At 60.7% G+C, this 18,915-nt stretch carries 15 protein-coding genes; 11 read left to right on the top strand and 4 right to left on the bottom strand.

Annotated elements, in window-relative coordinates; all coding sequences use genetic code 11:
* Positions 1-43: 43 nt before the first annotated feature.
* The 4 genes from ACGJAX_RS22100 to ACGJAX_RS22085 are packed head-to-tail and all read left to right on the top strand — an operon-like array spanning position 44 to position 3,352.
* A complete protein-coding gene (locus ACGJAX_RS22100) occupies positions 44-1,366 on the top strand; it encodes an MFS transporter (RefSeq protein WP_390956165.1) in 1,323 nt (440 codons plus the stop codon).
* On the top strand, positions 1,363-2,025 hold the full coding sequence (locus ACGJAX_RS22095) for a DsbA family protein (protein WP_390956164.1): 663 nt from the start codon (positions 1,363-1,365) through the stop codon (positions 2,023-2,025). The genes ACGJAX_RS22100 and ACGJAX_RS22095 overlap by 4 nt, the downstream gene beginning before the upstream one ends.
* A complete protein-coding gene (locus ACGJAX_RS22090) occupies positions 2,022-2,345 on the top strand; it encodes a Rieske 2Fe-2S domain-containing protein (RefSeq protein ID WP_247257079.1) in 324 nt (107 codons plus the stop codon). Before ACGJAX_RS22095 ends, ACGJAX_RS22090 begins: the two co-directional genes overlap by 4 nt.
* Positions 2,342-3,352: a YeiH family protein gene (locus tag ACGJAX_RS22085; RefSeq protein ID WP_247257078.1), complete on the top strand. Its 1,011-nt coding sequence runs from the start codon at positions 2,342-2,344 to the stop codon at positions 3,350-3,352. Before ACGJAX_RS22090 ends, ACGJAX_RS22085 begins: the two co-directional genes overlap by 4 nt.
* Before the next feature lie 251 nt (positions 3,353-3,603).
* On the opposite strand, the gene ACGJAX_RS22080 is transcribed toward ACGJAX_RS22085, so the two are convergent.
* Positions 3,604-4,659: an AraC family transcriptional regulator ligand-binding domain-containing protein gene (locus ACGJAX_RS22080; RefSeq protein WP_390956163.1), complete on the bottom strand. Its 1,056-nt coding sequence runs from the start codon at positions 4,657-4,659 to the stop codon at positions 3,604-3,606.
* Positions 4,660-4,917: 258 nt separating this feature from the next.
* On the opposite strand from ACGJAX_RS22080, the gene ACGJAX_RS22075 reads away from it, so the two are divergent.
* The 7 genes from ACGJAX_RS22075 to ACGJAX_RS22045 all read left to right on the top strand — a co-directional run bounded on the left by ACGJAX_RS22075 (position 4,918) and on the right by ACGJAX_RS22045 (position 16,317).
* Positions 4,918-5,484, top strand: a complete 567-nt coding sequence (locus tag ACGJAX_RS22075; RefSeq protein WP_247257076.1) for an alpha/beta hydrolase — start codon at positions 4,918-4,920, stop codon at positions 5,482-5,484.
* A gap of 130 nt (positions 5,485-5,614) precedes the next feature.
* On the top strand, positions 5,615-7,639 hold the full coding sequence (locus ACGJAX_RS22070; RefSeq protein ID WP_390956162.1) for a DUF1302 family protein: 2,025 nt from the start codon (positions 5,615-5,617) through the stop codon (positions 7,637-7,639).
* A 40-nt stretch (positions 7,640-7,679) separates the two neighbouring features.
* Entirely contained in the window at positions 7,680-9,038 is a 1,359-nt protein-coding gene (locus ACGJAX_RS22065) for a DUF1329 domain-containing protein (RefSeq protein ID WP_090321606.1), read from the top strand.
* A 152-nt stretch (positions 9,039-9,190) separates the two neighbouring features.
* Positions 9,191-10,264, top strand: coding sequence for a YCF48-related protein (locus tag ACGJAX_RS22060; RefSeq protein WP_390956161.1), 1,074 nt, complete (start codon positions 9,191-9,193; stop codon positions 10,262-10,264).
* Positions 10,265-10,295: 31 nt separating this feature from the next.
* Entirely contained in the window at positions 10,296-12,785 is a 2,490-nt protein-coding gene (locus ACGJAX_RS22055; RefSeq protein WP_390956160.1) for an MMPL family transporter, read from the top strand.
* 64 nt (positions 12,786-12,849) lie between these two features.
* The gene (locus tag ACGJAX_RS22050; protein WP_390956159.1) at positions 12,850-14,628 is read left to right on the top strand and encodes an acyl-CoA dehydrogenase C-terminal domain-containing protein; all 1,779 of its coding nucleotides are present in this window, start codon (positions 12,850-12,852) and stop codon (positions 14,626-14,628) included.
* Positions 14,629-14,679: 51 nt separating this feature from the next.
* A complete protein-coding gene (locus ACGJAX_RS22045; RefSeq protein WP_390959969.1) occupies positions 14,680-16,317 on the top strand; it encodes a long-chain-fatty-acid--CoA ligase in 1,638 nt (545 codons plus the stop codon).
* Between the two features lie 67 nt (positions 16,318-16,384).
* On the opposite strand, the gene ACGJAX_RS22040 is transcribed toward ACGJAX_RS22045, so the two are convergent.
* The 3 genes from ACGJAX_RS22040 to ACGJAX_RS22030 all read right to left on the bottom strand — a co-directional run bounded on the left by ACGJAX_RS22040 (position 16,385) and on the right by ACGJAX_RS22030 (position 18,903).
* Positions 16,385-16,747 (bottom strand): DUF5064 family protein, encoded by a 363-nt coding sequence (locus ACGJAX_RS22040; RefSeq protein WP_390956158.1) that lies wholly within the window; start codon positions 16,745-16,747, stop codon positions 16,385-16,387.
* A 65-nt stretch (positions 16,748-16,812) separates the two neighbouring features.
* On the bottom strand, positions 16,813-17,742 hold the full coding sequence (arcC, locus tag ACGJAX_RS22035; protein ID WP_090321619.1) for a carbamate kinase: 930 nt from the start codon (positions 17,740-17,742) through the stop codon (positions 16,813-16,815).
* A gap of 150 nt (positions 17,743-17,892) precedes the next feature.
* Positions 17,893-18,903, bottom strand: coding sequence for an ornithine carbamoyltransferase (locus ACGJAX_RS22030; RefSeq protein ID WP_090321622.1), 1,011 nt, complete (start codon positions 18,901-18,903; stop codon positions 17,893-17,895).
* Positions 18,904-18,915 lie beyond the last annotated feature (12 nt).

The following is an 18,915-nucleotide window of genomic DNA, read 5'->3' as shown; positions in this document are numbered from 1 at the left end:
CACGCTTGATAACAACAATAAAACGAAGCTTTGAGGAGGCTGCATGGCCTTTCATCCAATCGCCGCGGACGATGACGACTGCAGTGGTGTCGGCGTTGCGCGCAAATATGCCTGGATCGTCTTTGCACTGACGTTTGGCCTGTTGATTTCCGACTATATGTCGCGTCAGGTACTGAACGCGGTGTTCCCGATGCTCAAGGGCGAGTGGTCCTTGAGCGATGGTCAACTGGGCCTGCTCAGTGGCGTTGTCGCTCTGATGGTCGGCCTGCTGACGTTTCCCCTGTCGTTGATGGCGGATCGTTTCGGCCGGGTCAAAAGCCTCGCGCTGATGGCGCTGTTGTGGAGTGTGGCCACGCTGGGCTGTGCCTTGGCCCAGGATTACCCGCAGATGTTCATTGCGCGGTTCATGGTCGGAGTCGGTGAAGCGGCGTACGGCAGTGTCGGCATCGCCGTAGTGATTTCCGTGTTTCCCAAACACATGCGAGCCACCCTGGCCAGCGCCTTCATGGCCGGCGGCATGTTCGGTTCCGTGTTGGGCATGGCGTTGGGCGGAGCCATCGCTGCCAAGCTGGGCTGGCGCTGGTCATTTGCCGGCATGGCGCTGTTTGGCCTGCTGCTGGCGGTGCTGTATCCGATCATCGTCAAGGAAGCACGCATTGCTCCGCAGCGCGTTGCGACCCTGGCGGCCGCGAAGGTCAAGCAACCGTTGCGCACGTTGTTTTCCAGCCGCTCGGTGATCGCAACCTATGTCGGCAGTGGCTTGCAGCTGTTCGTCGGCGGCACCGTGATCGTGTGGATGCCCAGTTACCTGAATCGCTACTACGAAATGGGCACGGACAAGGCAGGGGGCATGGCGGCGATCATCGTGCTGTGCAGCGGCGCCGGGATGATTCTGTGCGGCATGCTCAGTGATCGCCTGTGCCGGCAATCACCGGAACGCAAGGTGGCCCTGGCCATTGCCTATTGCCTGGGCAGTTGCCTGCTGTTGTCGGCGGCGTTCGCCCTGCCGGCGGGGCCTGTGCAACTGGCGTTGATCTGCCTCGGTATGTTGATTGCCGCCGGCACCACCGGTCCTGCCGGGGCGATGGTCGCCAACCTGACCCACTATTCGGTGCATGGCACGGCGTTCGCCACCTTGACCCTGGCCAACAACATGCTCGGCCTGGCGCCGGGGCCGTTCATCACCGGCAGGGTGTCCGACCTGATCGGCCTGCAGGCGGCCTTTCAATTGGTGCCTCTGGTCAGCCTCGGGGCCGCAGCGGTGTTCTTTTATGCCAAGTGTCATTACCACAGAGATATTGCCCGCCTTCAGGGTCAGCGCGTGCCTGATCCTGTCAATGCTGGCGGGTTAGAGGTGAAGTTGTGAGTCGTCGCTTATCCATTGATGTGTTTTTTGATTTTATCTGCCCCTGGTGCCTGATCGGCAAACGCCAATTGGAGCATGCGCAAGTGCAGTTTCGCAGTCGCAACCCGGATGTGCAGATCACCACGGTCTGGCACGGGGTGCAGTTGCTGCCGCATTTGCCCGTGGAAGGTGAGCCCTTCGCCGATTTCTATCGCAAGCGCTTGGGCAATGCCGATGCCGTGACCATGCGCCAGGCTCAGGTTCGGCAGGCTGCCTCGGCGGTCGGGCTGACCATCGACTTCAGCCGTATCGAGACCATGCCCAACACCGCTGACGCCCATCGTTTGTTCGAGCGTGCCAGCGCACTGGGCAATGTCGCCCAGCGTGAAATGTTGCTCGAACGACTGTTCGCCGGGTATTTCCGCAAAGGCGAAAACCTGGGTTGCCGTGACACGTTGCTCGCCATTGCCCGCTCCTGCGGCGTCGATCCGGACAGCCTGCTCGATTGCCTGAAAGGCGATGCGACGCCCTTCGCCGGATCCCCCGATGCGACCAGTGGCGTACCGAGCTTTCAGTTCGACCGCCGTTTGACGGTGATCGGTGCACAACCTGCGCAGGCGTTGCTCGGGGCCATGAGTGAAGCGCTCAGGGAAAGTGATCGCGAGCGGCAACCGGCATGACCAGGCGTATCCCCGTACCTGCCGGCAAACACCCACAGGCCGGTGGCCGTGCACTGTTCGAGTTCGACGACAAAAGCCTGGCGCTGTTCAACGTTGACGGGCAGTTGTTCGCCATCGACGACAGCTGCCCGCACCAGGGCGCGTCGCTTTGTGGCGGGCGCCTGGAGGGCAGAGTGATCCAGTGCTGCGCCCACGGCCTGCGCTTCGACCTGCTCAGCGGCTACTTGCTCAATTCCACCCAGGTCAAGGTCACCCACTACCCGGTCGAGATCATCGACGGCCAGGCGTTCATCATCATTTCCGAGGAGTCCGTGCCATGAGCGCCATTGCTCTTACCCGTATCCATAGCCGCACCCGCGAATTGGCACCGGGGTTCATTGTCAGTCTGATCGTGGCAGCGGCCGCGTCGTTTTTATCCGAGCACTACGGTGCGCCGGTGATGCTGTTCGCCTTGTTGCTGGGCATGGCGCTGAACTTCCTGTCGGGCGACGGTGCCTGCAAGGCCGGCATTGAATTCACGGCGCGTAGCGTATTGCGCATTGGCGTGGCACTGCTGGGTATGCGCATCACCCTGGAACAGATGGCCGCGCTGGGCTGGAAACCGGTGGCCCTGGTGGTGATTCTGGTGGTCGTGACCATTAGCGTCTCGGTGGTCGCGGCCAAGGCCATGGGGTTCCAGCGCCTGTTCGGCATGCTCACCGGCGGGGCCACGGCGATCTGTGGCGCATCGGCGGCGCTGGCCCTGGCGGCGGCGTTGCCCAACCATCCGCAGAAAGAACGCGCCACCTTGTTCACCGTGATCGGGGTGTCGGCGCTGTCGACCCTGGCGATGATCGTCTATCCGATGATTGCCAAGTGGCTGGCCTTGTCGCCACAGTTGGCCGGCGTGTTCCTGGGGGCCACCATCCATGACGTGGCCCAGGTCGTCGGCGCCGGCTACAGCATGTCGACCGAGACCGGCGATACGGCCACAGTGGTCAAGCTGATGCGCGTCGCCATGCTGCTGCCGGTGATCGTCAGCGCCGCCATGATTACCCGCATGCAAGGCGCCGATCCCACCGGCAAACGGCCGCCGCTGCTGCCGTGGTTCGCCGTTGGCTTCCTGATACTGGCCTGCATCAACAGCACCGGCTGGGTGGTCCCGGCGGTGCAGGGCGCAGTCAATGAGCTGTCTCGCTGGTGCCTGGTGGTTTCCATCAGCGCCCTGGGCATGAAAACCCAACTCAAGGAACTGGCCGCCGTCGGCATCAAGCCGATTCTCCTGATGGTGGGAGAGACCGTGTTCCTGGTGGTTCTTGTGCTGCTGTTGCTGCACTGGGGAGCGTAACCCCGGCGCACGCAACAGCTTTCAGCAAGTGGCGTCGCACTGTGTTCACTCCAACGCCGTGCAGCGCTCGACCGGCGTCAAAAGCACCGGTTTTTTTGCGGCGACTGTACCAGCAGTCGCCGTTTTTTTATTTGGAGGCTGCTGCGAAATCCTAGGCACCGGCTTGCTGGCGAAAGGGCCTTTGAGGGCTGCGTTGAGTTCCGGGCTGCTTTCGCTGGCAAGCCGGCGCCTGCAGTTTGATCTTCAGAGATTCAGGTTTTTTTCGGGGCGAGGAGGGGTGTCGTCTCCGTCGGCGCTTTTGCGCTGCCGGGCTTGTGAGTTGCACGCCAGGCCGCTGGCGGCATGTCGAACTGGGTGATGAACCAGCGCGTGAACGAGCTCGCCATGGAGTAGCCCAGCATGTCGGCAATTCGGCTCAGCGAGTAATTGGGGTTTTCCAGGTAGCGCAGCACCAGGTCGCGACGCACGTCGTTGATCAGGTCGTTGAACGCACAGCCATCATCCTTGAGTCGACGTTGCAGGGTCCGTACGTTCATGCCCTGGGTCTGGGCAATTTGCTCGATCGTGGCGCGCCCCATCGGCAGCAGCAGGTAAATGGCCTTGCGCACTTCAAACAGCATCGACGGTCCTTCGTGGCTCTGTAGCGAATCCAGGTAGCTTTGGGCGTAACGCGCCATGGCCGGGTCGGCATGGGGGTTGGCCATGTCGAGGCTGGCGTCGGGGCAGACAATGCCGTTGAATTCGCTGCCGAACTCCAGGTTGCAACCGAACAGGCGGCGATGCAGATGCAGGTTATCCGGAGCCTGGTGGGTGAAGTTGACGCTGTACGGATGCCAATGCGTCCCCAGCAGGGCCGCGCACAGACGGAACATCACGCCAATGGCCAGCTCATTGGCTTGCCGGCAGGACATCGGTGACTCGGTGACCACCTCTTCACGAATGATCACCATCTTGCCGGCCTCCTCGACGAAGATGGCCAGCGAATCGTTCATCAGGTGACGGTAATGCACCAGCACCTGCAGCGCATCACGCAGCGTGCGCTGATGCGTGAGCAGCAGGCTGACCACGCCAAAGTCCGAGAGTTGACGCGACTCGGCCATGCTCAGGCCGAAGGTCTGGCAACCAGTGGCGGCCGCTGAAAGCTCCAGCAGGCGCACCGCTGAATCGATCGGAATGCGTTGCTCGGGGGCCAGCAGACGGGCCTTGCTCAGGCCGACCAGCGCCAGCACATCGTGTGGATTGAACCCCAGGTAATGGGCCACATCCAGGTAGTTGGTCAAGACAGCGGCACGAACGAGCTTGGTCATGAAGAGGTCATCCCTGGAGCGTCTCGATGGAATTGAGCGGGTCGGACTATATCCAGCACATCATGAAATGAAAAGATTTTGAAGCCGCGTTTTTTGGCTTGTGCACGACCATCAGCCAGGCACCAATGCGGTGTCATCAAAAGAAAAGTCGGTGTCGTCAAATGAAAAGCATAGCGGGTGGGGGCTCTTTAATGTCGGTACTACAAAAAGATGCTGGCGATACAGCCAGGCGAGCTACCGAGAAGGTGAGGTGTTCAAGTGAACAAACTGCAAACCGCCGCTACCGTTCTGATTGTACCGGGTCTGCGCGACCACGTTGCCGAGCATTGGCAAACGCTGCTTGAAGCCCGGTTGAACAACGTACGCAGCGTTCCGCCACTTGAAACCGACAAACTGGATTGCGCCGCCCGCGTCCGGGCGATCCAGCACCAACTGGAGCAAATCGACGGACCGGTGATTCTCGTCGCCCACAGCGCGGGCGTGCTGATGGTCGCCCACTGGGCCGCCCGACACAGCGGCTCGATCAAGGGCGCGCTGCTGGCCGCGCCGCCGGACCTCAATGCCACCTGGCCAACAAACTACCCATCCCCTGAAACCCTCAAAGCCAACGGCTGGGACCCTCTGCCTGCCGGTGCGCTGCCGTTTCGCAGCATCGTGGCGGGCAGCACCAACGATCACCTGGCCAGTCTGGATGCCGTCACCCGCATGGCCCGCAACTGGGGCAGCGAACTGGTCAACCTCGGCGAAGTCGGCCATCTCAATCCCGCTTCGGGCTTTGGCCACTGGCCGCAAGCCGAAGCCCTCATCCTGGAACTGGATCGCTAGTCAGGCACCTGGCCGGACGTGTTGTGTCCGGCACCTGCTCTAACCTGTGAGAAAAACGCAGACCCTTCACCAGGGCCTGTGCAAGGAAAGCTGCGCTTAAAAACAAGTACAACATGGCGGAGACAATGTAATGCATAACAATAAGAGTCACAGCCACACACTCCCTTCACGTCGCAGTCTGTTGGCCCTGGCCATTCTGGCTGCTTCGATGCCGGTGGCCCAGGCGGTCGAAATCGATACCGGCAACCCTGACTGGTCGGTGCGCTTTGACAACACCGTGAAGTACAACTACGGCGTGCGGACCGAAAACGCCGACAAGCGCATGCTGGGGACGCCGAACAACAACGACGGCGACTACAACTTTCGCAAGGGCGGCACCAACATCACCAACCGCCTTGACGTGCTGAGCGAGCTGGATGTGGTCAACCAGGGCAAGCAGGGGTTTCGTGTCAGTGCCGCGAGTTGGTACGACCAGGCCTATGATGACATTGGCTCCAGTTCCAATCCCTTCGTCAATGGCAATGGCTCGACCTCCGGGCTGGTTAACAATGACACGCGCCCTGTGATCGGTAGTCGCGTCAACCCCGGCGTCGGCAACGGCAGTCCGCACCTGAGCAACTATGCCCAGCGCTACTACAGTGGTCCGTCCGGGGAAATCCTCGACGCCTTTGTGTTCTGGAACCATGAAGTAGGCGATGAGTCGCAGATCAGCCTCAAGGCCGGTCAGCACAACGTGTTCTGGGGTGAGACCATCCTGAACCCGGTGCATTCGATCAGCTACGGTCAGTCGGGCCTGGACCTTGCCAAGCTGGCGGCTTCGCCGGGTACCGAGGCCAAGGAACTGTTCGTTCCGCGTAATCAACTCTCGATGACCTTCACCGTCAATCCCGAGCTGACCTTGGGCGCTCAGTACTTCATGCATTGGGATGCCGCCCGCCTGCCCGAGGCGGGTACCTACTATGGCGGCTCCGATCTGGTGGGTACCGGTGCGCAGTCCTTTCTGCTGGGCAACACCAATGCCCCCTCGGGTACCCCTTTGCTGGGATGTGGACTGGCGCCTTGCAATGGTCTGACCAACGTGCGTCGCGGTCACGACCTGACGCCGGATAACAGCGGGGACTGGGGCGTCATGGCCAAATGGTCGCCGGCGTGGCTGGACGGGACACTGGGCGTCTACTACCGCCAGACCTCGGATATTTTGCCGCAGGCGTGGATCAACGCCACCGGTATCAGTTCGGCTAACCCCAATGGGACTGTGCCCAATTTCAAGACCGCAGCGGGGCAGGTGCAGGGCGTCGCCAATACGCTTAACTCGCTGAGCACCGCCACCTATCAAATGGCCTATGCCGATAATATTCATATTTTCGGTTTGAGCCTGTCGAAGGACGTGGGCGGCGTGAGTGTTGGCTCGGACCTGAACATCCGCGAAAACATGCCACTGGCCAGCATCCCGGCAATCGTCGTCAATAGCAACGCGTACGGTCTGGGTCAGGGGCTAGGCCTGTTGCCCGCGCGTACGGCGGACACCGGTGTTGTCAATGAAATTCCCAGCAATGGCAACTTGAGCGCCACCGGTGAGACGTTGCACTGGACACTCAACGGCCTGATGACCCTTCCCAAAACGCCAGTGTTCGATCAGGCAACCCTGCTCACCGAACTCTATTACAGCAACCTGCTTCACCTCGATAGCCAGAATGCCGCGCTCTACAAGGGTAATGGCAGCTACCAGGGCATCGACAAGCCGACTCGCGACAACTGGGGTATTGCGGTCAACTTCACGCCGACCTGGTACCAGGTATTCCCTGGTGTCGATCTGAACATGCCGATATCGGTCAATGCGGGGCTTGCTGGCGTGTCACCGGTCAGCGGCGGCGGTGCGAAAGACACTGGCAACTATGCCGTCGGCGTCGGCGCGATTGTTTACAACAAATACTTTGTCGATCTGAAGTATGTGGACTCCTTCGGCCAGACGGACAAGTGCAACGTCAGCGGCGTGAGCACAGGTTCAAAAGGTGGCGACGGCTCCACGCCGAACGCCTTCAGCGGTAACGAAAACTACGCGTGTTATGGCGGTGGCTACTCGTCGTTCTCGGGTGCCGGCGCAACCACTGCGGATCGCGGCGCTGTTTACCTGACATTGAAAACCACTTTCTGATTCACGAATGGCTTACCCCGGTAAGCAGGAGAATAACAAGATGAAATTCGTGCACACGTTGCTGGCCGCATCCCTGGCCATGGCTTTCGCCGCTCATGCGCAGGCCGCCGTATCGGCTCAGGAGGCCGCCAGACTCGGCACCAGCCTGACCCAGGTCGGGGCCGAAAAGGCCGCTAATGCCGACGGTTCCATTCCGGCGTATACCGGTGGCTTGACCACCCCTCCGGCTAACTTCAAACCCGGCGACAGCATGCGTCCGGACCCTTTTGCCAGTGAAAAACCGCTGCAGGTGATCGATGGCAAGAACGTCGATCAATACAAGGGGTTGCTGACGGCCACCACCGCTGAGCTGGCCAAGCGTTTTCCGACCTATCACATCAATGTGTACCCGACCCACCGCACTGCAGCACTGCCTCAGGCGGTGTTGGATAATGGCCTGAAAAACGCCAGCGGTGCCAAGTCCCTCGAGGGCGGGTTGGCCATCGATAACGTCCTGCCCGGCGTGCCTTTCCCGATCCCGCAATCGGGTGCCGAGGCGATGTGGAACTTCCTGCTGCGCTATCAGGGCGTCAGCATCAACTCCAAGTATGACTCCTGGAACGTCGATTCGGCGGGCGTACCGAGCCTGGCGATCACTGGCGAAGCGTTTATCGCTTATCCGATTTACGAAAACCTGACGAAGCCCATCAGCAGCAGCGACATCTACTATCAGATGAAGCTGTATTACACCGGTCCTGCGCGCCGGGCGGGCGAGTCGGTCATGCTCAAGGACGCCGCCAACCCGCTGCAACAGCCGCGTCGCGCCTGGCAGTACCTGCCAGGTCAACGTCGGGTAAAACTGGCACCGGACCTGGCTTACGACACGCCTAACCCGGGTACTGCCGGCGCCGGTACCTATGACGATGTCTTCGTGTTCAACGGTGCGCTGGATCGCTACGACTGGAAGCTGGTGGGCAAGCAAGAAATGATCGTGCCGTACAACACCTACAAGCTGACCTATGCCCAGGATCCGAAGTCGCTGACCACCCCCAACCACCTGGCACCCGACTTCGTGCGCTGGGAAAAACACCGCGTCTGGGTCGTGGAGGGCAACCTCAAGGCTGGCGCACGGCACGTCTACCAGAAGCGCCGTTTCTACCTGGATGAAGACACCTGGACCGCTCTGGCCTCCGACGAATACGACGCGCGTGGTCAGCTGTACCGTGGCTCCTTCGCTTTCCTCAGCCAGAGCTATGACAAGCAAGTCCCGGACGCTACACCCTTCATGATTTACGATCTGGTCGGCGGCTCCTACAACATCAATGGCGTGGTAGGCCCGTACGGTGGCATCAAGTACGTTGACCCGCTCTCCAAGGTGCAGTGGTCGCCGGAGTCCCTGGCGGGCGCCGGTATTCGCTAAGCACAAAGTGACACAGAGCCTGTTCGGTCCACTGCCTCCCCGGCAGTGTGACCGGACAACTCTCGGCGCCGAGTCGAGAGTCCAGGGGTGCCTGATTTCAACGCTGGGTTGCACGTTCGTGCCCCAGCGCAGTTCCCTCATGAGGACGCCGTATGTATTCGTACAAAAAGTGCGTGTCGTTGGTGCTGGGCGCCACGCTGGCACTGTTGCAGGGACTTGCCCAAGCGGCCGGCTATGTTGACGTGCTGGACCTGCCAGCCAAGGCCAGTGCCCTGGCGGTGCGCAGCCCTCTGCTGGACGTGGCCCGCGCGGGAGAGCGACTGGTTGCTGTCGGCCAGCGTGGCCACATTCTTTATTCCGATGATGCTGGCAAGCATTGGCAGCAGGCTGCTGTACCGGTCAGTTCCGACCTGACAGCCGTGAGTTTTCCTACAGCAACACAAGGCTGGGCGGTCGGCAACGATGGTGTGGTCCTGCACAGCGGCGATGCCGGCGCGACGTGGAGCAAGCAGCTCGATGGTCGTCAAATCGGTGCCTTGCTGGTCAAACACTACGGTGACTTGGCCAGTGCCGATTCAGGCAACGAACAATGGGCGCAGCTCGTCAGCGAAGGCCAGCGTCTGGTCGAGGAGGGCGCCGACAAACCACTGCTGGGCGTCTGGTTTGCCAACGCCAGACTCGGCTACGTAGTCGGTGTGTTCAACCTGATCTTGCGTACAGAAGACGGCGGTCAGCACTGGACGCCCTTCGAAGACCGCACAGAAAACCCGCAAGGCTTGCACCTCGAAGCCATTGCCTCCACCGGTGACGCGCTCTACATCGCAGGAGAACAGGGCCTGCTGCTCAAGTGGGATGAGCCCAGCCAGCATTTCATGGCCGTGCAAACGCCTTATCAGGGCAGCTTTTTCGGCGTTATCGGTAAGCCAGGTGAAGTGCTGGCTTACGGCCTGCGCGGACATGTGTTTCGCAGCGTCGATGCCGGCAAGAGCTGGAGTGAGTTGAACGCCGGGCTGCCAGTCAATATCACCGCCGCCACGCTGGACGCGAAAGGCAATTACCGGTTGTTCACTCAGGCCGGTCACATGTTGGTGGAACAGGAAGGCAGTACGCAGTTGCAACTGGTACCGCAGCAAGGTCAATCCCCCGTGGCAGGTGCCACGCTGGCCGCCGATGGCTCGCTGGTGTTGGTGGGTAGTCGTGGTGTGCGTGCACTTCGCGTCGAATAAGAACTGGATCAATTAGAGCGAGTACCCTGACATGGGCAACATCAAGCAAGACACCATGCCGGTGATCCGCGATTTGCGTGACTTCGATCAGCGCTCCGGCAACCGGCTGGAACGCTGGGTGTTCAATCACCGTCCGCTGTTCATGCTGTTCATGGTGATCGTCACCCTTCTGCTGGGTTACATGGCGCTGACTCGTCTGGAGCTGCGCCCCAGCTTCGAAAAAATGATTCCGCAGAGCCAGCCCTACATTCAGAACTTCCTCGAGAACCGCAAATCGTTGCGCGGCCTGGGCAGCTCGGTGCGGGTGGTGGTGGAAAACACCCAGGGCGATATTTTCGACCCTGAATATCTGGCCGTGCTCAAGCAGGTCAACGACGACCTGTTCCTCACCGAAGGCGTCGATCGCGCCTGGATGAAGTCGTTGTGGAGCCCGTCGGTACGCTGGACTGAAGTCACCGAGCAGGGTTTTCAGGGTGGCCCGGTAATGCCCGATGACTACAAGGGCTCGCCGTCGGACATTGAAAAGCTGCGCCAGAATATCAACCGTGCAGGCCTCGTCGGGAGTCTGGTGGCCAGCGACTTCAAATCGAGCATGCTGGTGGTGCCATTACTGGACGTTGCCTCGGCCACCGGCCATGGCATCAACTACTACCTATTCGCCCAGACCCTCGAGCAGCAACTGCGCGACAAGGTTGAGTTCGCCGGTGACAGCGCCGCACGCAAGGCCGGAAAAGAAGGCACCGGCAAGTACAAGGTGCATGTGATCGGTTTCGCCAAGTTGATCGGTGATCTGATCGACGGCCTGATCCAGGTGATGATGTTTTTCGGCCTGGCCGTGATCACCTCGTTCGTCATCATTTATCTGTACACCCGTTGCATCCGCAGCACGCTGCTGGTGATCTTCTGTTCGCTGACCGCAGTGGTCTGGCAACTGGGGATCGTCGCCTGGCTGGGCTATGCCATCGATCCGTACTCAGTGCTGGTGCCGTTCCTGATTTTCGCCATCGGTGTCTCCCACGCGGCGCAGAAGATGAACGGCATCATGCAGGACATCGCCCGGGGCACCCATAAGCTGGTCGCGGCACGCTACACCTTCCGCCGTTTGTTCATTGCCGGGGTCACCGCGTTACTGGCCGACGCGGTGGGTTTCGCGGTGCTGATGCTGATCGACATTCCGGTGATTCAGGACCTGGCCATTACCGCCAGTATCGGGGTGGCGGTGTTGATCTTCACCTCGCTGCTACTGATGCCGGTGGCGCTGTCCTACATCGGTGTCGGGCGCAAGGCCGCGGAGCGAGCGCTGAAGATCGACACCCGTGCCGACGAGAGCCGCGGCTTCGGCAAGCTGTGGGATTTTCTCGACCGCTTCACCACGCGCAAGTGGGCCACGGGCATCGTGCTCGGCGCCGTGTCGCTGGGCATCGCCGGCTTCATGGTCAGTCAGCACCTGCAAATCGGCGACCTCGACAGCGGCGCCCCGGAGCTGCGCGCCGACTCGCGCTATAACCGCGATAACGCCTACATCACCAGCCACTATGCGCTGTCCAGCGATCTGTTCGCGGTGATGATCAAGACCCCGCCTGAAGGTTGCCTGAATTATCAGACGCTGATTCTGGCCGACCGCCTGGCCTGGGAGTTGCAGCAATACCCCGGCGTGCAAGCGACGTCTTCGCTGGTCAACGCGGTCCGGCAGATCACCGCCGGTTCGTTCGAGGGCAACCCCAAGCTCAACAGCATCCAGCGCAACCAGAACGTGCTGAACTACGCGGCGCAGCAGGCCTCGGTCAATGCTCCGGAACTGTTCAACACCGATTGCTCGGTGATGCCGGTGATCGCTTTCCTCAAGGACCACAAGGCCCAAACGCTGGACGCGGTGGTCGCGATCGCCGACAAGTTCGCCCGCGAAAACAGCACCCCGGACCGCCAGTTCCTGCTGGCCGCCGGCACCGCCGGTATCGAAGCGGCGACCAATATCGTCGTGCGTGAGGCCAATCACACGATGCTGCTGTACGTGTACGCAGCAGTGACGCTGTTCTGCCTGATCACCTTCCGTAGCTGGCGTGCCACGCTGGTGGCGCTGCTGCCGCTGGTACTGACCTCGATTCTCTGTGAGGCGCTGATGGTCATCATGGGGATTGGCGTCAAGGTCGCGACGCTGCCGGTGATCGCGTTGGGGGTCGGGATCGGTGTCGACTACGCGCTGTATCTGCTCAGCGTGCAGTTGCATTACCAGCGCCAGGGCATGCCGTTGGCACAGGCCTACCGTAACGCCGTGTCCTTCACCGGCCGGGTGGTGGGACTGGTCGGTATCACGCTGGCGGCGGGGGTGGTGTGCTGGGCCTGGTCGCCGATCAAGTTCCAGGCCGACATGGGCATCCTGCTGACCTTCATGTTCATCTGGAACATGCTCGGTGCGTTGATCCTGATCCCGGCACTGTCCAGTTTCCTGCTGCGCAACATCGCCACCGTACCCGCAAGCACCAAGGAGCAAGCGGCGGAGCTTGTTGACGCAAATCATTAACCTTTTTGCACTTCCATTGACCAGGGCAGGTTGAATGCCCTGACATTGCCTGAGTATTTCAAATATGGCTGACTACAAAGCACCCCTGCGCGATATCCGGTTCGTCCTCAACGAAGTTTTCAACGTCTCTCGCCTGTGGGCGGCGATGCCGGCCCTGGCCGAGGTGGTGGATGAAGAAACCGCCAACGCAGTCCTCGAAGAAGCCGGCAAGATCAGTGCGGAACTGATCGCGCCGCTCAATCGCAGTGGCGACGAGCAAGGTTGTTCCTGGCACAACGGCGAAGTGTCCACCCCTGATGGTTTTGCCCAGGCCTATCGCGCCTTTGCCGAGGGCGGCTGGGGCGGCGTCGGTGGTGACCCGGCCTACGGAGGCATGGGCATGCCCAAGGTGATCGGCGCGCAGGTCGAGGAAATGGTCAACGGCGCCAATCTGTCTTTCGGCCTCTACCCGATGTTGACCGCCGGCGCTTGCCTGGCGATCAAGGCCCATGCCAGCGAAGAACTGAAGTCCGCCTTCCTGCCGAACATGTACGCCGGCACCTGGACTGGCTCGATGTGCCTGACCGAACCCCACGCGGGCACCGACCTGGGGATTATCCGCACCAAGGCCGAACCTCAGGCCGACGGCTCCTACAAAATCAGCGGGACCAAGATCTTCATCACCGGCGGCGAACAAGACCTGACCGAGAACATCATTCACCTGGTGCTGGCCAAACTGCCGGATGCCCCGGCGGGGCCGAAGGGCATTTCGCTGTTCCTGGTGCCGAAGTTCATGGTCAATGCCGATGGCAGCCTGGGCCAGCGAAACGCGCTGTCCTGTGGTTCGATCGAACACAAGATGGGGATCAAGGCGTCCGCCACCTGCGTGATGAACTTTGACGGTGCCACGGGCTGGATCGTCGATGCGCCGAACAGGGGCCTGGCGGCGATGTTCACCATGATGAACTACGAGCGCCTGGGCGTTGGCATTCAAGGCCTGGCCACGGGCGAGCGTTCGTACCAGAACGCCGTTGAATACGCCCGTGACCGGCTGCAAAGCCGTTCGCCGAGCGGCGCGCAGAGCAAAGACAAAGTGGCCGACCCGATCATCGTGCACCCGGACGTGCGGCGCATGCTGCTGACCATGAAAGCCGCGAACGAGGGCGGTCGTGCCTTCTCGACTTACGTGGCCATGCAACTGGACACCGCCAAGTTCAGCGAAGACGCCTCGACCCGCAAGCGCGCGGAAGACCTGGTGGCGTTGCTGACGCCGGTGGCCAAGGCGTTCCTCACTGATATGGGGCTGGAGACCACGATTCACGGCCAGCAGATTTTCGGCGGCCACGGCTACATCCGCGAATGGGGTCAGGAGCAACTGGTGCGTGACGTGCGCATCACCCAGATCTACGAAGGCACCAATGGCATTCAGGCGCTGGACCTGGTCGGACGCAAAGTGGTGGGCACCGGAGGTGAGTTGTACAAGCTGTTTGCCGACGAGATTCGCCATTTCACTGCCACCGCTTGTGCCGACCTCGCGGAGTTCACCAAGCCGCTCAACAGCGCCCTGGACAACCTCGACGAACTCACGGCGTGGCTGCTCGACCGTTCGAAAAACAACCCGAATGAAATCGGCGCGGCGTCGGTCGAGTACTTGCACGCCTTCGGCTACACCGCTTATGCCTACATGTGGGCACTGATGGCCAAGGCAGCCGTGGGCAAGGAAGCGCAGGACGACTTCTACGCCAGCAAGCTGGGCACGGCGCGGTTCTACTTCGCCCGCCTGCTGCCACGCGTTCATTCGCTGGCCGCGTCGGTCAAGGCCGGCAGCGAGTCGCTGTACTTGCTCAACGCCGATCAGTTCTGACCCCGTGAACCGGAGATGATCTCCAATCAACAGCATCAGGAAGACTTCACCGTGGTGAAAACAAAAATACTCGCGCCTGCGCCAGGCGCTTACAGCTACCCCTTGTTGATCAAGAGCCTGTTGCTCTCGGGCGCACGCTATGCGCCCGATCAGGAAATTGTCTACGCGGACAAGCTGCGCTACAGCTACCGGACGCTGAATGAACGCATCAAACGATTGGCTAACGCGCTCACCCAGGCGGGCGTCAAAGCTGGCGATACCGTGGCCTTGCTGGATTGGGACAGCCATCGGTATCTGGAGTGTTTTTTCGCCGTGCCGATGCTGGGGGCGGTGTTGCACACGGTGAATATCCGCCTGTCCGCGGAGCAGGTTCTCTACACCATGAACCACGCCGAAGATGATCTGGTGCTGGTGCATGACGATTTTCTGCCGCTGATGGAGCAGGTCCACGATCAGTTGACCACCGTCAAAGGCTACATTCAGCTCTCCGATCAGGACGCGCCGTCGACCGCGTTACCGGTGCTGGGGGAATACGAAAGCCTGTTGGCGCAGGCTGAAACGCACTTCGATTTCCCTGATTTCGATGAGCACTCGGTCGCCACGCTGTTCTACACCACGGGCACGACGGGCGACCCCAAGGGCGTGTACTTCTCCCATCGCCAGTTGGTCTTGCACACGCTCAATGCTGTCGGCACCCTGGGCGTCTATCAGGGCCTGCCATTGTTGCGTTCCGACGATGTCTACATGCCGATCACGCCGATGTTCCATGTGCATGCCTGGGGCGTGCCCTACGTCGCGACATTGATGGGGATCAAGCAGGTGTATCCGGGGCGTTATGAGCCCAACAGCCTGGTCAGGCTGTACCGCGAAGAGAAGGTCAGTTTTTCCCATTGCGTACCGACGATCCTGCAAATGATCCTGGGTTGCGACGAAGGGCAACGGACTGATTTCGACGGTTGGAAAATGCTCCTGGGCGGCAGCGCCTTGACCCATGGGCTTGCCGCCCAGGCGACCGCACGGGGCATGCGTGTGCACAGCGGCTACGGCATGTCGGAGACCTGTCCGCTGCTGTGCCTGACGCACCTGAGTGAGGCCGAACTGGAACTGCCGGCGTCCGATCAGGTGACTGCGCGTATCAAGACCGGCGTGGCGGTGCCGATGGTGGACTTGCGCATCATTGATGCCAGCGGCAACGAAGTGGTGCAGGACGGTGAGGCGCTGGGCGAGATCGTGGTGCGTGCACCCTGGTTGACCCAGGGTTACCTGAACGCACCCGAGCAAGGCGCGCAACTGTGGGAAAACGGCTGGATGCATACCGGTGATATCGGCTCCATCGACCCCATGGGCGTCGTGGAGATCAAGGACCGGATCAAAGACGTGATCAAGACGGGCGGGGAGTGGATCAGTTCGCTCGAGCTGGAGAGCCTGATCAGCGAACACCCTGCCGTCAGCTCGGTGGCAGTGGTGGGCGTGCCTGACCCGCAGTGGGGGGAACGACCGGTGGCGCTGGTCGTGTCAGAAGGCATCACGGCTGAAATGCTGGTGACCCATCTGCTTCAGTATGTCGAGAGTGGTCGCATCAACAAATGGGCGATCCCCCGGCAGATCAGGCTGGTGGCCGACATACCCAAGACCAGTGTCGGGAAAATCAACAAGCGGCTGATCCGTGAACAGGCATTGAGCCAATAGGCGACGATGCGCGTTTGTAGGAGCGAGCCTGCTCCGGGCGGCTCGCTCCTGCAGGTGGGGGCGTGGGTCATCCCAGATGTTCGGGTTTGACCGGGTCCCCCGACTGCATGTTCAGTTGCTTGCGTACATCTTCGAACATTTTGTCGTAGTAAGCGTGGCTCGAGCCGATCTGGCTGTAGATCTTTGGAATACCGTGTTTCTCTACAACTGTCGTGAAGTTGCTGGCGAAATTGTAGGCCTGGTCCTTCGGCAGATAGAAACTCTCTTCGAACGGCTTGTCGAAAATGGTGCCGTGCATCTTGAACAGCATCCCCTTGCCTTCCTTGGGGTCCTGAGTGACTTCGTAGTCGATGTATATGTTGTAGCTGACGTCATCGTTGTTCAACGCATGACGCTCGATGTGCATGTGACCGGGCTCGAACTTAGCCATTGTCATCTCTCCTTCAAATAGGCCTTGAAGCGGGGCAGGCCGCCAGCCTGCCCGCAGTATCGCGACTATCGATAGCTGATACCGGGTGTCGCCGTGCTCACGCGAGTACCGGCCTTGCCTTGGACGATCGCTTCGATGTCCGAAAGCGAGCCAATCACCGCGACCTTTCCAGTATGGCGGGCAAACTCGCAGGCTGCCTGCACCTTCGGCCCCATGGAGCCGGCGGCGAAGCCCAGGCGCTCCAGTTCGTCGGGGTGCGCCTGGGCGATGCCTTTCTGGGTCGGCTTGCCGTAATCGATATACGCCGCATTGACGTCGGTGGCTATGACCAGCAAATCGCTTTCCAGCTGTTCGGCCAGCAGCGCCGAGCACAGGTCTTTATCGATCACCGCTTCCACGCCCTGAAGCCTGCGGTGTTCATCGTACATCGTGGGAATACCGCCACCGCCGGCACAGATCACGATGCTGCCTTTTTCCAGCAGCCACTTGATCGGGCGGATCTCGAAGATGCGCTTCGGTTTGGGGCTGGCGACCACGCGGCGGAATTTGTCGCCGTCCGGGGCAATGGCCCAGCCTTTTTCGGCGGCGAGTTTTTCCGCTTCGGCCTTGGAGTACACCGGGCCGATGGGTTTGCTCGGCTTCTGGAACGCCGGGTCATTGGCGTCGACTTCGACCTGGGTCAGCAGCGTGGCGAAGGGCACTTCGAAGTCCAGCAGGTTGCCCAGTTCCTGTTCGATGATGTAGCCGATCATGCCTTCGGTTTCAGCGCCCAGCACGTCCAGCGGATAAGGCGACACCGACGTGTAGGCTGCCGCTTGCAGCGACAGCAGGCCGACCTGAGGGCCATTGCCGTGAGCGATGACCAGTTGGTTGCCGGGGTGGATCTTGGCGATCTGTTCGGTGGCGATCCGGATGTTGGCGCGCTGATTGTCAGCGGTCATCGGTTCACCCCGGCGAAGCAGGGCGTTACCGCCCAGAGCAACGACGATACGCATGGTGTATGTCCTTCAAAAAGAGAAGTAAGCGGGCGACCCGGTCTCCTGTGGGAGCTGGCTTGCCAGCGATGGGATCACTGCGGTCTATCAGATACACCGAGGTGCGGCCATCGCTGGCAAGCCAGCTCCCACAAGGAGCCGAGTAAGCTGTTACAAGTCAGCCAGTGTCGACACCAGAATCGCCTTGATGGTATGCATGCGATTTTCCGCTTGCTCGAAAGCGATGCAGGCCGGTGATTCGAACACGTCATCGGTCACTTCGATGCCGTTGGCCAGGTGCGGATACTGTTCGGCAATCTGCTTGCCGACCTTGGTGTCACTGTTGTGGAAGGCCGGCAGGCAATGCATGAACTTGGTGCGCGGGTTGCCGGTGGCTTTCATCAGCTCGGCGTTGACCTGATACGGCAGCAATTGCTTGATGCGTTCAGCCCAGGCTTCGACCGGCTCGCCCATGGACACCCACACGTCGGTGTGAATGAAGTCCACGCCTTTGACAGCCGCTTTCGGGTCCTCGGTCAGGGTGATGCGGGCACCGCTTTCTTCACCGTATTTCTTGCAGCGGGCCACCAGGTCGTCCGCCGGCCACAGGGCTTTCGGCGCGCAGATGCGTACGTCCATGCCGAGCTTGGCGCCCACCAGCAGCAGCGAGTTGCCCATGTTGTTACGCGCGTCGCCGAGGTAGGCGTAGCTGATTTCGTGAATCGGCTTGTCGGCGTGTTCGCGCATGGTCAGCACGTCGGCGATCATTTGCGTCGGGTGGTATTCGTCGGTCAGGCCGTTGAACACCGGAACGCCGGCAAACTTGGCCAGTTCTTCGACGATTTCCTGCTTGAAGCCCCGGTATTCGATGGCGTCGTACATGCGCCCGAGCACCCGGGCGGTGTCCTTCATGCTTTCCTTGTGGCCGATCTGCGAGGAGTTCGGATCGATGTAGGTGACATTCGCGCCCTGGTCATAAGCGGCAACTTCGAAGGCACAACGGGTGCGGGTCGAGGTTTTTTCGAAGATCAGCGCGATGTTGTTGCCTTTGAGGTGTTGCTGTTCGGTGCCAGTGTATTTGGCCCGCTTGAGGTCACGGGAAAGATCGAGCAGGTAGCGCAATTCGCGAGGGGTGTGGTGTTCCAGGCTCAGCAGATTGCGGTTATGGATGTTGAACGCCATTTTGGATCTCCT

The organism is Pseudomonas moorei (assembly GCF_042846945.1).
Classification (GTDB): Bacteria; Pseudomonadota; Gammaproteobacteria; order Pseudomonadales; family Pseudomonadaceae; genus Aquipseudomonas; species Aquipseudomonas moorei.
This window is presented reverse-complemented; position numbering and strand designations above follow the sequence as displayed.

Excerpts from the sequence above, each read along its gene's own strand:
- ACGJAX_RS22100 (WP_390956165.1), top strand. The coding sequence starts at position 44 with ATGGCCTTTCATCCAATCGCCGCGGACGATGACGACTGCAGTGGTGTC.
- ACGJAX_RS22090 (WP_247257079.1), top strand. The coding sequence starts at position 2,022 with ATGACCAGGCGTATCCCCGTACCTGCCGGCAAACACCCACAGGCCGGT.
- ACGJAX_RS22085 (WP_247257078.1), top strand. The coding sequence starts at position 2,342 with ATGAGCGCCATTGCTCTTACCCGTATCCATAGCCGCACCCGCGAATTG.
- ACGJAX_RS22080 (WP_390956163.1), bottom strand. The coding sequence starts at position 4,659 with ATGACCAAGCTCGTTCGTGCCGCTGTCTTGACCAACTACCTGGATGTG.
- ACGJAX_RS22070 (WP_390956162.1), top strand. The coding sequence starts at position 5,615 with ATGCATAACAATAAGAGTCACAGCCACACACTCCCTTCACGTCGCAGT.
- ACGJAX_RS22065 (WP_090321606.1), top strand. The coding sequence starts at position 7,680 with ATGAAATTCGTGCACACGTTGCTGGCCGCATCCCTGGCCATGGCTTTC.
- ACGJAX_RS22060 (WP_390956161.1), top strand. The coding sequence starts at position 9,191 with ATGTATTCGTACAAAAAGTGCGTGTCGTTGGTGCTGGGCGCCACGCTG.
- ACGJAX_RS22055 (WP_390956160.1), top strand. The coding sequence starts at position 10,296 with ATGGGCAACATCAAGCAAGACACCATGCCGGTGATCCGCGATTTGCGT.
- ACGJAX_RS22050 (WP_390956159.1), top strand. The coding sequence starts at position 12,850 with ATGGCTGACTACAAAGCACCCCTGCGCGATATCCGGTTCGTCCTCAAC.
- ACGJAX_RS22040 (WP_390956158.1), bottom strand. The coding sequence starts at position 16,747 with ATGGCTAAGTTCGAGCCCGGTCACATGCACATCGAGCGTCATGCGTTG.
- arcC (WP_090321619.1), bottom strand. The coding sequence starts at position 17,742 with ATGCGTATCGTCGTTGCTCTGGGCGGTAACGCCCTGCTTCGCCGGGGT.
- ACGJAX_RS22030 (WP_090321622.1), bottom strand. The coding sequence starts at position 18,903 with ATGGCGTTCAACATCCATAACCGCAATCTGCTGAGCCTGGAACACCAC.